At 68.8% G+C, this 13,432-nt stretch carries 12 protein-coding genes; 1 reads left to right on the forward strand and 11 read right to left on the reverse strand.

What is annotated here, in order from left to right; translation table 11 throughout:
* Window positions 1-177 precede the first annotated feature (177 nt).
* The 9 genes from ACFVT2_RS07805 to ACFVT2_RS07845 all read right to left on the reverse strand — a co-directional run bounded on the left by ACFVT2_RS07805 (window position 178) and on the right by ACFVT2_RS07845 (window position 8,920).
* Entirely contained in the window at window positions 178-939 is a 762-nt protein-coding gene (locus ACFVT2_RS07805) for an SDR family oxidoreductase (RefSeq protein ID WP_390013444.1), read from the reverse strand.
* 42 nt (window positions 940-981) lie between these two features.
* A complete protein-coding gene (locus ACFVT2_RS07810) occupies window positions 982-2,475 on the reverse strand; it encodes an FAD-dependent monooxygenase (RefSeq protein WP_390013447.1) in 1,494 nt (497 codons plus the stop codon).
* 2 nt (window positions 2,476-2,477) lie between these two features.
* Window positions 2,478-3,425 carry an aromatase/cyclase gene (locus tag ACFVT2_RS07815; protein ID WP_390013449.1) on the reverse strand — a complete coding sequence of 316 codons (948 nt, stop codon included), beginning with the start codon at window positions 3,423-3,425 and terminating at the stop codon, window positions 2,478-2,480.
* A 30-nt stretch (window positions 3,426-3,455) separates the two neighbouring features.
* Window positions 3,456-4,238, reverse strand: a complete 783-nt coding sequence (fabG, locus tag ACFVT2_RS07820; protein ID WP_390013452.1) for a 3-oxoacyl-ACP reductase FabG — start codon at window positions 4,236-4,238, stop codon at window positions 3,456-3,458.
* 79 nt (window positions 4,239-4,317) lie between these two features.
* A complete protein-coding gene (locus tag ACFVT2_RS07825) occupies window positions 4,318-4,581 on the reverse strand; it encodes an acyl carrier protein (RefSeq protein WP_390013455.1) in 264 nt (87 codons plus the stop codon).
* Entirely contained in the window at window positions 4,578-5,825 is a 1,248-nt protein-coding gene (locus tag ACFVT2_RS07830; RefSeq protein WP_390013458.1) for a ketosynthase chain-length factor, read from the reverse strand. Before ACFVT2_RS07830 ends, ACFVT2_RS07825 begins: the two co-directional genes overlap by 4 nt.
* The gene (locus tag ACFVT2_RS07835) at window positions 5,822-7,093 is read right to left on the reverse strand and encodes a beta-ketoacyl-[acyl-carrier-protein] synthase family protein (protein ID WP_390013461.1); all 1,272 of its coding nucleotides are present in this window, start codon (window positions 7,091-7,093) and stop codon (window positions 5,822-5,824) included. Before ACFVT2_RS07835 ends, ACFVT2_RS07830 begins: the two co-directional genes overlap by 4 nt.
* On the reverse strand, window positions 7,090-7,419 hold the full coding sequence (locus ACFVT2_RS07840; RefSeq protein WP_390013464.1) for a TcmI family type II polyketide cyclase: 330 nt from the start codon (window positions 7,417-7,419) through the stop codon (window positions 7,090-7,092). Before ACFVT2_RS07840 ends, ACFVT2_RS07835 begins: the two co-directional genes overlap by 4 nt.
* 22 nt (window positions 7,420-7,441) lie before the next feature.
* Window positions 7,442-8,920 carry an FAD-dependent monooxygenase gene (locus tag ACFVT2_RS07845; RefSeq protein WP_390013466.1) on the reverse strand — a complete coding sequence of 493 codons (1,479 nt, stop codon included), beginning with the start codon at window positions 8,918-8,920 and terminating at the stop codon, window positions 7,442-7,444.
* Between the two features lie 862 nt (window positions 8,921-9,782).
* On the opposite strand from ACFVT2_RS07845, the gene ACFVT2_RS07850 reads away from it, so the two are divergent.
* Window positions 9,783-10,394, forward strand: a complete 612-nt coding sequence (locus ACFVT2_RS07850) for a helix-turn-helix domain-containing protein (protein WP_390013468.1) — start codon at window positions 9,783-9,785, stop codon at window positions 10,392-10,394.
* 232 nt (window positions 10,395-10,626) lie between these two features.
* Here the strand turns inward: ACFVT2_RS07850 and ACFVT2_RS07855 are convergent, their stop codons facing one another.
* Together ACFVT2_RS07855 and ACFVT2_RS07860 are read right to left on the reverse strand one after the other, a co-directional pair.
* Window positions 10,627-11,301 carry a response regulator transcription factor gene (locus ACFVT2_RS07855; RefSeq protein WP_390013471.1) on the reverse strand — a complete coding sequence of 225 codons (675 nt, stop codon included), beginning with the start codon at window positions 11,299-11,301 and terminating at the stop codon, window positions 10,627-10,629.
* A gap of 862 nt (window positions 11,302-12,163) precedes the next feature.
* Window positions 12,164-12,832 carry a ScbR family autoregulator-binding transcription factor gene (locus ACFVT2_RS07860; RefSeq protein WP_390013473.1) on the reverse strand — a complete coding sequence of 223 codons (669 nt, stop codon included), beginning with the start codon at window positions 12,830-12,832 and terminating at the stop codon, window positions 12,164-12,166.
* Window positions 12,833-13,432: the final 600 nt, after the last annotated feature.

The raw sequence follows: 13,432 nt of genomic DNA on the forward strand, positions 1-13,432 counted from the left end.
CAGAACGAGCAGCAGCGCCCAGCCGGTGCGGGCGCCGGGTGGGTGGTGGGGTGCGGTGGGGTGTGTGGGTGGGGTGCGGGGGTGCGCGATGGTTCACCGCCAGGGTGGGCTGTGGCCGGCCGCGACGCTCTAGGGTCGCGGCCGGTGCCGCGCGGGGCGGCGGGGTGGGCGGGGTGGTTAGCCCAGGAGGGTGCCGCCGGTGGCGTCGAGGAAGGCGCCGGTGATCCATCGGGCGTCGTCGGAGGCGAGGAAGGCCACTACGTCGGCGACGTCGGTGGGGTCGCCGACCCGGCCGAAGGCCGACATCTGGGCCATCTGCTCGACGGCTTCGGGGATGTCGAAGACGGGGCTGCCGTTGTTGGTGATGCCGGGGGCGACGGAGTTGACGGTGATGCGGCGTGGGCCCAGGTGCTTGGCGAAGTGCAAGGAGAGCTGTTCGATGGCGCCCTTGGTCATCGAGTAGGCGACTTCTTGGGGGTTGGCGAAGCGGGTCAGGCCGGAGGAGAGGTTGATGATGCGCCCGCCGTCGGGGATCAGGGGTAGTGCGCGCTGCACGAGGAAGAAGGGGGCCTTGGCGTTGACGGCGACCAGGCGGTCGAAGAGTTCGGGGGTGACGTCTTCGGGGGCGACGCCGCCCATGATGGCGGCGTTGTTGACCAGGATGTCCAGTGTGGTGGTGCCGGTGCGGTCCTTCAGTGCGGCTTCGAGGGCTTCGAAGAGGGTCTCGACGTCGCCGGGGACGCCCAGTTCCGCGCGGACGGCGAAGGCGTGCCCGCCGTCGGTTTCGATGTCGGTGACGGTCTGGGTGGCGGCCTGTTCGTTGGCGGTGTAGTGCACGGCGACGGTTGCGCCTTCGCGTGCCAGGCGTAGTGCGGTGGCGCGGCCGATGCCGCGGCTGGAGCCGGTGACCAGTGCGGTCTTTCCTGCGAGCTTGCCCATGGTGTCCTCCGTGGTGTTGGGGTGGGGTGTTGGTGGTTGCGGTCAGGCCCCGGTGGCATGGGGTGGGGCCTGTGGTGGTCCGAACCAGCGGTGCAGGGCGGCCTCCAGGCTGGTGGGGTCGCCGTCGACCCAGGCGAGGTGGCCGTCGGGGCGTAGGAGTGCGGTGGTGAAGGGCGGTGGTGGGGTGCCCGGTTGGGCGGTGGCGCGCAGGACCTGGACTCGGCCGTCGGTCCAGGGGGTCGCGCGCTGGGCGAGGGTCGGGGTGTCGGTGAGGTCGATCAGGACGCCGCGGCCTGCGTGGAGGGGAGTGAAGGTGTCGGTGGTTTGGGTGGTGGTGTGCAGGTGGTGGTAGGGCACGGGGGTGCCTACCAGGTGGTGGTGGCCGGGCCCGGGTGGGTAGGTGTGGTCCAGGCCGCTGATCATGGCGGCGAGGTGGGTGCGGGCCGGGGGCAGGGTGAGGAGTTCACCGAAGACGGCGCGTAGGGGTTCTACTTCGGGGCCGCCGAGCAGGAGTAGTGCTTGGGCGGTGATGTTGCCCAGGATGCGGGTGCCGACCGGGTGGCGTTCGTCGTGGTAGCTGTCGAGGAGGTCGTGGGGGGCGGTGCCGCGTAGGTGGGCGGCGAGTTTCCAGCCGAGGTTGACCGCGTCGTGCAGGCCCAGGTTCAGTGCTTGGCCGCCGACGGGCATTTGGTGGTGGGCGGCATCTCCGGCGAGCAGGATGCGGCCGTTGCGGTAGCGGTCGGCTTGGCGGCAGGTGTTGCCGAAGGCGTTGAGCCAGATCGGGCGGCCGTGGGTGAGGTCTTCGCCGGTGACGTGTTTCCAGGCGGTGGTGACCTCCTCGAAGGTGGGGCCGGTGGTGCGGGGGGTGGCGGGGGTGCCGTAGCGGTGGACCATGACGCGGGTGATGCCGTCTGGGCCGCGGGAGGCGATGGCCAGTCCGCCCCGGTGGCGTTCGAAGCGTCGGTCGGGGATGGTGATGTCGGCGATGTCGGCCCGGAGGAGTTCTTTGGTGGCGTCGTGGCCCGGGAAGGCGAATCCGCCCTGTTCCCGGACGGTGCTGGTCTGGCCGTCGCAGCCGATGAGGTAGCGGGCGCGGACGGTGTGGCGGTGGTTGCCTGCGCGGATGTCGGCCAGGACGTGGTCCTTGGTCTGGGTCAGGGCCAGGAGGCGGTGGCCGCGCAGGATCGTGGCGCCCAGGTCGGTGGCCCACTGCGCCAGGAGGGCTTCGGTGCGGGCTTGGGGGACTTTCCATTGGCCGCTGTGGGGGCTGGGGCTGGTCAGGTCCAGGCGCATGCCGCCGAAGTGTCCGGGGCCGCCTTGGGGTGGGGTGCCCAACGCTGCGAGCAGGCCGCGTTGGTGGAGGATGTCCATGGTGCGGGCGTGCAGGGTGGAGGCGCGGGACTCGGTGGTGGGGGTGTGCCGTTGCTCCAGCACGGTCACGTGTGCGCCGCCCAGGCGCAGTTCGCCGGCGAGCATCAGTCCGACCGGGCCGGCGCCGACCACGATGACGTGGGTGTCGAGGGTGGGGGCGCTCATGGTCAGGGCCGCCGGGCTTCGGCGTAGTCCTTGGCGTGGCCGAGGGTGGCGCGGCTGTTGGTGCTCAGGGCGGTGCGGACGTACTCGGTGGCCTGGGGTATGCCGGCGTCCGGTCCGAGGATGGCGGTGATGTTGGCGGGGTTGAGGACGACGGTGTGTTGGGAGGTGGCGCGCACGCCGCTGCCGTGTTCTTGGAAGGTCCACCGGCCGGTGTGGAGGGTCATCAGTGCGGGCAGGGTGGTCTGCTTGTAGGCGATCTGTCGGTGGGGGAAGCAGACGCGGTAGGAGGCGGTGGTGTGGGTGGAGCCGTCCTTGGCCTTGGTTTGCATCGTCAGGTGTTGGAGGCCGGGGGTGGTTTCGGTGAGGTCGACTGCTGCGACGTGTGGGAGGCGGTCTGGCCACAGGTGGGCTTGGTTGATGAAGTCGTAGGCGTCGCGTGGGGTGCCGGCGATGTGGACGGTGTCTTCGAAGGAGAAGGTCCACTCCCCCGCGGCCTGGTCGGCTTCGACGTTGGTTTTGAGTGCGGCCAGTTCCTGGCGGGAGTTGTTCTCGACGGCCCTGTCGATCCAGTGCAGTTTGTCGGGGTCGTCGTCGATGGCGCGGTAGTGGTGCAGGAGTCGGATGCGGGAGCGGGTGGCGCAGAGCGGTTCGATGACCCAGGCGCCGCCCATGGAGGCCACCGGTGGTGCGGAGACTTCTTGGCGGAAGTCGATGCGGAGTCCTTCGGGGTCCAGGGTGCGGCGTGAGGTCCAGTTTTTGGGTTCGCCGTTGGCTGTGGCCCAGATGTGGATCCGTTCGCTGTGCTGGTCTTGTTGGAGCTGTTCGACGTGGAGGGTCGGTGGGAAGATCCTTGGCCAGTTGGTGACCTGGGCGAGCAGCTGGTAGACGGCGCTGGCCGGGGCGGAGAGGGTGATCTCGTGCTCGACGGTGCGCGGGCCCGGTTGCGTCATGGTGGGTCTCCTTAGCTGGTGCGCAGGTGGTCAGAAGTTGCCCAGGCCGCCGCAGACGTTGAGTGCCTGGGAGGTGATGGAGGCGGCGGTGTCGGAGGCGAGGTAGCCGACCAGGCCGGCGACTTCTTGGGGGGTGGTGTAGCGGCCGAGGGGGATTTTGGCGGTGAACTTCTTCATGACGGCGTCTTCGGTGGTGTTGTAGGCGTCTGCGTAGCCGGCGCGGACGCGCTGGGCCATGGGGGTTTCGACGTAGCCGGGGCAGACGGCGTTGACGGTGATGCCGGTGGGGGCCAGTTCGTTGCCCAGGGCTTTGGTGAAGCCGACGACGCCGTGTTTGGAGGCGGAGTAGGGGGCGCCCAGGACGACGCCTTGTTTGCCTGCGGTGGAGGCGATGTTGATGATGCGGCCGCGGTTTTTGTTGCGCATGCCGCCGGTGTTGAGGACTTCGCGGGTCATGGTGAAGACGCTGGTGAGGTTGGTGGCCAGGACGTCGGCCCACAGGTCGTCGGTGAGGTCGGCGGTGACGCCGCCGCCGCTGCGGCCGGCGTTGTTGACCAGGACGTCGATGGTTCCGTAGCGGTCGACGGCGGCCTGGACGAAGGTGGTGATCTGTGCGCTGTCGGTTACGTCGCAGCTGCTGCCGTCGACGTTGAGACCTTCGGCGCGCAGTTCTTTGACGGTGTGGGTGACGTTGTCGGCGGTGCGGGCGCCGAGGTAGACGGCGTGGCCGGTGGTGGCCAGGAGGCGGGCGGTGGCCAGTCCGATTCCGCTGGTGCCGCCGGTGATGAGGGCGACGCGCTGCTGGTCGGGCATGGTTCTCCTTCACAAAAAAGGGGGGGTGGTGGGGTGTCGGCGCCGTGCTGGGCATCGACGGTGCACGGCGCCGACGGCTTTAGGCGACGGCGGCGTTGAGCTGCTCGTTGACCAGGGTGATCAGGGCTCGTGGGGTGCTGGCGCCGGTGAAGGCGGCGTCGTCGAGGGCGATGTCGTACTGCCGCTCGATGCGGCCGAGGGTTTCCAGGAGGGCCAGTGATTCGAAGCCCAGGTCGGTGAAGGTGGCGTCGAGGATGGTCTGCTTGAGGGTTTCGGGGTCGGCGCCGGCGCCCTCGCGCAGGATGTCCTTGAGGTCTTCGAAGGTGAAGGTGGGGTGGGTCATGTGTGTGCCTCTCGGGGGTCGGCTGGGGTGGCGGGGTGGTTGGTGTGGACGATGAGTGCGGAGTTGAAGCCGCCGTGGCCGCGGGCCAGGATCAAGGCGGTGCGCAGGTGGGCGGGGCGGGCGTGGGTGACCAGGTCGATGGTGTGGGTGGGGTCGGGGGTGACGTTGATGGTGGGGGGGATGATTTGGTCGCGTAGGGCCAGGAGGGCGGCGGCTACGTCGAGGGGGGCGCCGCCGGAGTTCAGGCGGCCGGTCATGGTTTTGGGGGCGGTGACGGGGACGGTGTGGGCGCCGAAGATGTCGGTGATGGCTTGGGTTTCGATGCGGTCCAGTTCGGGTTGGGCTGCGGCGTCGGCGAAGATGACGTCGATGTCTGTGGGGGTCATCTGGGCGTCGGTCAGGGCCGCTTCGATGGCGGTGCGCAGGGTGGGTGGGCGGCCGCTGGTGGGGGCGGGGTCGAAGGTGGCGCCGTAGCCGGTGATTTCGCCGTAGATGTGGGCGCCGCGTTCGGTGGCGGTGTGGGCGTCTTCGAGGATGAGCAGTGCGCCGCCTTCGCCGGGTACGTGGCCGTGTGCGGCGGCGTCGAAGGGGAGGTAGGCGCGGTGGGGGTCGTGGGAGGTGCTGAGGCGTTCGCTGGTGAGTTGGGCGACCCAGCCCCAGGGGCACAGGGAGGCGTCCAGGCCGCCGGAGAGGATCAGGGGGGTGCCTTTGCGGATGTGGCGGCGGGCTTGGGCGAGGGCGTCCAGGCCGCCGGCTTGGTCGCTGACGACGACGCCGCTGGGGCCTTTCATGCCGTGGCGGATGGAGATTTGGCCGGTGTTGACGGCGTAGAACCAGGCGAAGGCTTGGTAGGCGCTGACGTGGCGGCTGCCTTTGCTCCATAGGGCGCGTAGTTCGTTTTGGCCGAATTCGAAGCCGCCGGAGGAGCTGGCGGTGACGACGCCCATGTCGTAGGCGTCGAGGTGGGTGGGGGTGATGCCGGCGTCGGCCAGGGCCCAGTCGGCGGCGAGGAGGGCCAGGCGGGTGACGCGGTCGGTCTGGGCGAGGAGGGGGCCCGGGAGGTGGTCTTCGGCGGTGAAGTGGGTGATTTCGCCGGCGAGTTGGGCGGGGTAGGTGGTGGGGTCGAAGCGGGTGGCGGGGGCGATGGCGTTGTGGCCGGTGCGGGTGGCGTCCCAGTAGGCGGTGGTGCCCAGGCCGCTGGGGGCGGTGATGCCGATTCCGGTGATCACGGTGGAGGGGCTCACGCGGCGTTCCTTTCGGGCCGGGTCAGCACCATGGCGCTTTGGAATCCGCCGAAGCCGCTGCCGACTGTGAGGACGGTGTCGGTGCGCCAGTCGCGTGCGGTGAGGGGGACGTAGTCCAGGTCGCATTCGGGGTCGGGGGTGTGGAGGTTGGCGGTGGGGGGTACGACGTGGTTTTCCATGGCCAGGGCGCAGGCGGCGATTTCGATGGAGCCGATGGCGCCCAGGGAGTGGCCGATCATGGATTTGATGGAGCTGACCGGGATGCGGTAGGCGTGGTCGCCGAGGCTTTTTTTCAGGGCGGCGGTCTCGTGGCGGTCGTTTTGTTTGGTGCCGGAGCCGTGGGCGCTGACGTAGTCGATGTCGGTGGGGTTGGTGTGGGCTTCGGTGAGGGCGGCGTGGATGGCGGTGGCCATTTCGGCGCCGTCGGGGCGTAGTCCGGTCATGTGGAAGGCGTTGCAGCGTTGGGCGTAGCCGGCGATTTCGGCGTAGATGTGGGCGCCGCGTCGGCGGGCTGCGTGGAGTTCTTCGAGGACGAAGAGGGCGGCGCCTTCGCCCAGGACGAAGCCGTTGCGGGTGCCGTCGAAGGGGCGGGAGGCGTGGGTGGGGTCGTCGTTGCGGGGGGTGGTGGCTTTGATGGCGTCGAAGCAGGCCAGGGTGATGGGTGAGATGGGGGCGTCGGTGGCGCCGGCGATCATGACGTCGGCTGAGCCGTCTTTGATGAGTTCGACGGCGTAGCCGACGGCGTCGATGCCGGAGGTGCAGCCGGTGGAGACGACGGTGGTGGGGCCTTCGGCGGCTACTGCCCAGGCGGTCTCGGCGGCAAAGGAGCTGGGGATGAAGGCGTTGTAGAGGTGGCGGGGTGCGTAGTGGTGGCTGACGTTTTCCAGGCGGCCGCCGTCGCTGACGACGCGGTATTCCTGGTCCAGGGTCATGGAGGCGCCGACGGCGCTGCCGAGGGTGACGCCGATGCGGTGTGGGGGGTGGTCTTCTGTGTTCAGGCCGCTGTCGGTGAGGGCGGCTTTGGCGGTGACGACGGCGAATTGGGCGGCGCGGTCCATGCGGCGGATTTCTTGGGGGCTCAGGCCGTGTTCTTCGGGGTCGAAGGTGGCTTGGGCGGCGACGCGGGAGCGGAAGGGGGTGGGGTCGAAGAGGGTGATGGCCCCGGTGGCGGTGCGGCCTTCGCTGAGCAGGCTCCAGAAGTCTTTGGTGCCGATGCCGCCGGGGGCCAGGACGCCGATGCCGGTGATGACGACGCGGCGGGCGGTCATGAGCGGGCCTGCCAGTGGTAGAAGCGGTGGGCCATGGCGTCGGCCGGGGAGCGCCAGGTGGCGGGGTCGTATGCCTGGATGAAGGGTTTGAGGTCTTCGCTGATGGTGATGAAGCGGGGGTCGGTTTTGGCGGTTTCGATGCGTTGGCCGCCGTCGGTGTCGTCGAAGTCCTGGAGGTGGAAGTACAGGCCGCGGTAGGAGAAGAGTTGGCGGCGGCGGGTGCCCATGAGGTGGGGCATGTCGGTGGTGTCGAAGTCGGTGAAGAGCCTGGTGACGTCGGCGGCGGAGGTGGGGTCCATGCGGGCGACGATCAAGGTGGTGTGCATGTGTGGTCGCTTTCGTGCCGGGTCAGCGGGCGGGGCCGAACCAGCGGGTGAGGGCGTCGGTGAGGGGGGTGGGGGTGGTGGGGTGGATCCATGCGATGTGGCCGTCGGGGCGCAGGAGGAGGGCGGTGGTGCCGGCCAGGGGGCTGGTGGGGGGTAGGGCGTGGGGGGTGGCGGTGAGGGTGGTCAGGGTGTGGGCCCAGGGTGCGGCGGTGTGGCGCAGGGCCTGGTCGTCTGTCAGGTCCAACAGGAGGCCGCGTGCGGGGTGCAGCAGGCAGGTGGTGCTGGTTTTGTGGCCGTCTGGGGTGATCAGTTCCTGGTGGGGCATGCGCATGCCGAGGAGGGGGTGGTCGCCGGGGCCGACGTCGTAGCGGATTTCCAGGCCGGAGACCATGCCGGCGAGGTGGCGGCTGACGACGTCGTAGCGGATGAGTTCGGCCAGGACGTCGCGGACGGGCTGCATTTCGTCGCCGGAGAGGAAGAGCATGCCTTGGGCTTGGGTGTTCATCAGCAGGCGCCTGCCTACGGGGTGGCGTTCGCTGTGGTAGGTGTCCAGCAGGCTGGTGGGGGCGGTGCCTTGGGTGACGGCGGCGAGTTTCCAGCCGAGGTTGACGGCGTCTTGGATGCTGGTGTTCATGCCTTGGCCGCCGGCGGGCAGGTGGACGTGGGCGGAGTCGCCGGCCAGGAGGATGTGGCCGCGGCGGTAGGTGGTGACTTGGCGGGCGGGGTCGCCGAAGGCGCTGACCCACAGGGGGGTGCCGTGGGAGATGTCCTGGCCGGTCAGGCGTTGCCAGCCGGCTGCGACTTCTTCGTAGGTGGGGGGCTGGGTGCGGCGGCGGGGTGGGGCGCCGCGTTCGCAGACGATGATGCGGTCCACGCCGTCGCCCAGGGGGGCGGACATCACCATGCCGCCGGCGACGGTTTCGCCGATGGGGCGGGGGGTGATGTGGCAGCCGCGGACGTCGGCGAGGAACATCTCCCGGGTTGGTGCGGTGCCGGGGAAGTCGAAGCCGGCGGCCTTGCGGACGGTGCTGCGGCCGCCGTCGCAGCCGACCAGGTAGGTGGCGCTCAGGTGGTGGGTGCCTTGGGGGCCGGCGACGGTGACGGTGACTGTGCCGGTGTCGGTGTCCTGGGTCAGGGCGAGGACTTCGTGGCCGCGGCGGATGTCGGCGCCCAGGGTGGTGGCCCACTGTTCCAGGACGGTCTCGGTGGTGGACTGCGGGACGCCTTTGACTCCGTAGTGGGCGCCGTCCAGGACGGCGAAGTCGACTCTTTGGCCGCCGAAGTGGCCCAGGGTGCTGGTTTCGATCTGGCCGAAGGCTGGGAGGAGGCCGCGCTGGTCGAAGACCTCCATGGTGCGGGCGGTGAAACCAAGGCCGCGGGATTCTCCGGTGCGCTTGGCGAGGCGTTCGAGGACGATGACGTCGACGCCTGCCAGGCGGAGTTCTCCGGCGAGCATGAGTCCGGCCGGGCCGGCGCCCACGACGATGACGGAAGCATCCATGTGTGTCTCTCCCTTGGGCTGGTGGCCCTTGTGTGAAAGGAAGGCGGAAGGTGGCGCCCGGCCGCACAAGGGTGCTTGCGGCGCTTACTTGAGAGTGCCGCGGTAGGTGTTGCACGCCCTTGTTCGCGGGCATGGGAAAAGGTCCGCGAAATGGCTTGTGGTGGTGGCCGCCTGAAGGGGTGGGAGCCCTGTGTGGAGGGCTGCCGGTGGCGGGTGGACGCGTCCCTTAGAAGGGGTCCTTAAGCGCTTGGCGGGTCCCGAAAAAATGGGGGTGCTTGGGGTTCCGGGACACAGTGCGGCGGAAGCTAGTAATGAGCTTCTTCGTCGCGGCTTCAGAGATCAACCCTATTTTTCCAGGAAGCTCGCAAGATTGCTCAGAAGAGGATCAGCATTCATAGCGCATGCCAAGGGGAACGTCAGAGGAGTGTCAGATCGTGGCGTCGGCCACAGTGCGGTGGGGGTGGGGGGTTGTGGTCTGACGTGGGCCGCACGGTTATTTGTGGTTTCTCTGTATTAAGCGTGCTGCGTGCTGACTCTTCTCCAGGAATACGAAGATCACTTGCCCCGTGGTGGCGGTGTCGGTTTTGCTGGGTGTCTACTTCGGCAAAGGAGTTGACCTTCGGTGTCAGAGACGATGTGTGCGGTGCCCGCTGGGACGGCGTGTCAGGGAGTGGCGTGCCGGGCGGAGGGGAACGCACGCGTGCGGGGGGATGGTGGCGATGGGTTTTTGCTGTGTGGTGTGTGTCGGGAGTTGGCGGGGGAAATGTTGCGGGGTCTGCCGTATCTGTATGAGGAATGTGGGCGGTTGTTGAGCGGGTCGGGTGGGGTGCGGGAGCGGACCAGTGGGGGGCCGTTGCCGGGGATGCCGTTCAACACCGCGGCAACGGAGGTCCGCTCCGACATCGTGGTGACGTTGGCGTCGTGGAGTGGGTTGGTGGCCCAAGAGCGCGGCACCCCGGCGCCGGCGCGGACGGTGCCGTCGTTGGCGCGGTGGTTGGTGGGGCAGGTGGGGTGGTTGGCGGCGCATCCAGCTGGGGGGGAGTTCTCGGTGGAGTTGCAGCGGTTGGTGCGCGCGGCCCATCGGGTGACGTCGCCGGGGGGTGCGCGTCGGGTGCCGGTCGGGGCGTGTGTGGAGTCGGGGTGTGGGGGGACGTTGGTGGCGCGGACGGGCGGTGCGGCGGCGGGGTTGGCGGAGATCCGGTGCGATGCCGATACCGGGCACCGGTGGGCGGAGTGGGAGTGGGGCCAGTTGCGGGGCCGGATGACGCCGGCGGGCGCGGGGGGTCGGCGGCGCACGCAGTGGCTTTCGCCGCAGGACGTCTCGCGGATCTGGCGGGTGTCGATGGGCAGCGTGTATCGGCTGGCCAGCGAGAACGCGTGGGGGCGGCGCCGGGTGGGTGGGCGTTCGTATTACGACGAGGCCGATGTGCGGCGCACGCTCACCTCACGGCTGGCGGGGCACCCGGCCCGGTAGCGGCGCGGCCGGCCCCGGGCCTGGTGAGGGAGCCCCGGACCTTGTGGGAAGCCCCGGGCCTTGTCAGGGAGCCCAGAGACTTGTGGGCCCCGGGCCTTGTGAGGGAGCCCCGGAGCCTTGGGAGAAGCCCCGGGCCTTGTGGGGGGAGCCTCGGGCGTTACCGGGGGAAAGGGGGGGTTTGGGGAATGGCGGTGGGGCGACGGAGAACCGTCGCCCCACGGTGCCAGGAATGTCATCCGCCGAAGCGGAAGCCGACCCCTCGGACGGTGATGATCCATTCAGCGGATCCGAGCTTGCCGCGTAACGAACTGACGTGGGTGTCGATGGTGCGGGTCAGCTTGGCGCCGAGGTTGCCGCGGGCGCCTTGCGCGCCCCAGACCTTGTCCATGAGTTGCTCGCGGGAAAAGACCCGGGCGGGTTGTGAGGCGAGCAGATGGAGCAGGTCGAACTCCTTGCGGGTCAGCTTGACGGGCTCTTCGTTGAGGAAGACCTCACGGCCGTCCCGATCGATGTGCAAGGGGCCAGAGGCGATGCGGCGGCCTTCTGCCGAGCGTGGCCGCACGCGGCGCATGACGGCTTCTATGCGGGCCAGGAGTTCGCGCAGTCCATAGGGCTTGACCATGCAGTCGTCGCAGCCGGCCTGGAGACAGAGAACCCGGTCGAGTTCGGTGCCGTGTCCGGTGAAGGCGATGATGGGTACGTCGCTGGATGCGCGAATGCTGCGGCAGACCTCCAGGCCATCGATATCGGGAAGTTCGAGGTCGAGGAGAATGAGGTCGAATCCTTCATAGGACTTTAGGGCGTTGGCGCCGCTGTCGGTGAGTTCGACCTCATAGCCGTGTCTCCTCATGGCCTGTCGCAGAATATCTCCGGATTGCCTGTCTGATTCCGCCAGCAAGACATGCATCGATCCCCCGGTTCGTGGGCGCCTGAACGTCAATGATGAGGCGAGCGCGAATTCCGCTATGGGCCAGGGATTCGAAGACAGTGGTCATTGCCCAAGGGGCGGCGGGAGAATCAGTGCACACCACTGTATGATCCCCGTCCACAAGTGCCCCCATCCCTGCTGACGCGAGGGACGCATATACCCCTGTCCCCGGTGACATAAACAACCGCATAACCGAACCGCTGCTCTTTGTGCGGCGCTCGCCTGCCCTGCAAGCAAAATAGCAAGCAGACTTGTCGGTTTGTCAAGGAAACGATCATCCAAGGATGGCATGTACACGTATACACCCGTCGCAGAGTGCGACAAAGGGAGCTGTACACCCAATGAATAGCGTGACTTTCCTGGGGGCCGCCCCGCAGGAAACGCACTAAACCGACACCGGCTCCCTTTACGGTGATTGGCGAGTGAACCGTAAGGAATCGTCGGGCGGTTGCCCCGTCAGCGAACCGGAAGTGCTGATTCCGGGGGTGGGTGGTCGCCGGCGTGAGGCGGCCAGGACAAATAGGGATGACCGCGCCTGGCCCGGGGACCTATCCTTTCCAGCGGTGCGATCTGCCAGGGCAGCCATCGCGCCGCTGTGCAGATGTCCACGGGCGAGAAGGGGGCGAAGGCGTGCGTTCACCGCGGCGAAACACCGGTGACCAAGGGCAGTTGGCCCCCACCCGACCTCCCCACCACCCCACACCCCACCGCCCCGCGCCCCACGGCGCCACACCCCGCACCCCACTCCCCCGCCCACCCCACCCGGCACGTACGACCGTCGGGATGCGGATCGGGGTGGGGATCGGGATGGGGATGGGGTGGGGGACGGTGGGTGTGCCGGTCAGCTCACCGAGCCGCTCATCGCCACCGTCGTCTCCTGCCCGTGGCCGGGCCGGGAGGGCTGCGGCGCACTCCTTGGGTGCAGGTCCAGGCGCGGCAGCAGGTCGGCCGTCGCGATGGACGGCAGAAGGTAGCGCCATAAGGTGGCCAGGCGGTGGGTGAGGTCGGCTGTGGTCTTGGCCCAGTAGGGCTGGACGTTGGTGAAGAACCCCATGAGCACATCGGTGATCTCCAACGGATCCGCCCCCGGCATCAACTCCCCCGCATCACGAGCCTGTTGCAGCAGCCGCAGCACCGCGGCCCGTAACTCCGCCTCGTGCGGGGCAGCGCCCCGCGCACACCCCGTGCCGTGCTCGGCGCTCAGCCGCATCGAGGCCCGCAGCACCACATCGGTGGCAAGCCGGTCGGCATGGCGCAAGCTGAAGTCGACCAGACACTGCAACACCACCGGACCCTCCGGAGGCGCGAACAGCTCCGCCGGGACACTCGCCACCGCCTCGGCAAGCTGCTGCTTGGAATCGAAGTGGAAGTACAACGCCCCCCGCGTCAGCTGCGAACGGGTAAGGATTTCCGTGGTACTCGTCCCGTGATACCCCCGCTCGCAAAAGACCTCGGCCGCCGTCTGCACGATCAGGTGCCGCGTCTTGATCCCCCGATGTTGCCGAGTCATATCCCCCCTTGAAGTCCGTGCCCACGCACCTACCAACCCCAACCACAGGCACCAAACCACCAGGTTGTGTGCCGGCCCGGGCCACCGGAGCAGGAACACCCACCGCCCGGCCAAGTACCGCGTGACACCCCATCGTTACGCAGGCACCCCGCATACACGGCACCCGCCTGCCCGCCACCGTAGAGCTCTCCCCAGCCCCGGTCACGGCGCCGCGCCAGTATGGCGCGGCCCCTTGCGACAAGGGAAGCCCTTTACTTCTCCATAGCCAGGCCAAAACTCCCCCACCACACCAAGCACGACATATCCAATCCCCTCCCGCGTCCAACTAGCCGAAACCGGGCGGGAGGGGGTGGCTGACGCTCGTCCAGGCCAGCTGGACGGTGCGGGTGGGCGGTGCGGGTGGGTGGGGGTCCCGGTGGTGCGGGACTGGTGGGCGATGCGGGTGGGGCCCGGGCGGTGCAGGCCGGGCGGGCGGTGCGGGTTGGCAGTCCAGGCCGGGCGGGCGGTGCAGGACGTGTGTGCAGGCAGGCAGGCGATGCGATCCGGCAGGCAGGCGGTGTGATCCGGGCGCTGCGGGACGTGCGGGGGGCTAGGCAAGTG

The sequence above is a fragment of the Streptomyces sp. NPDC058000 genome (assembly GCF_042886435.1).
In the GTDB taxonomy this organism is placed as follows: domain Bacteria; phylum Actinomycetota; class Actinomycetes; order Streptomycetales; family Streptomycetaceae; genus Streptomyces.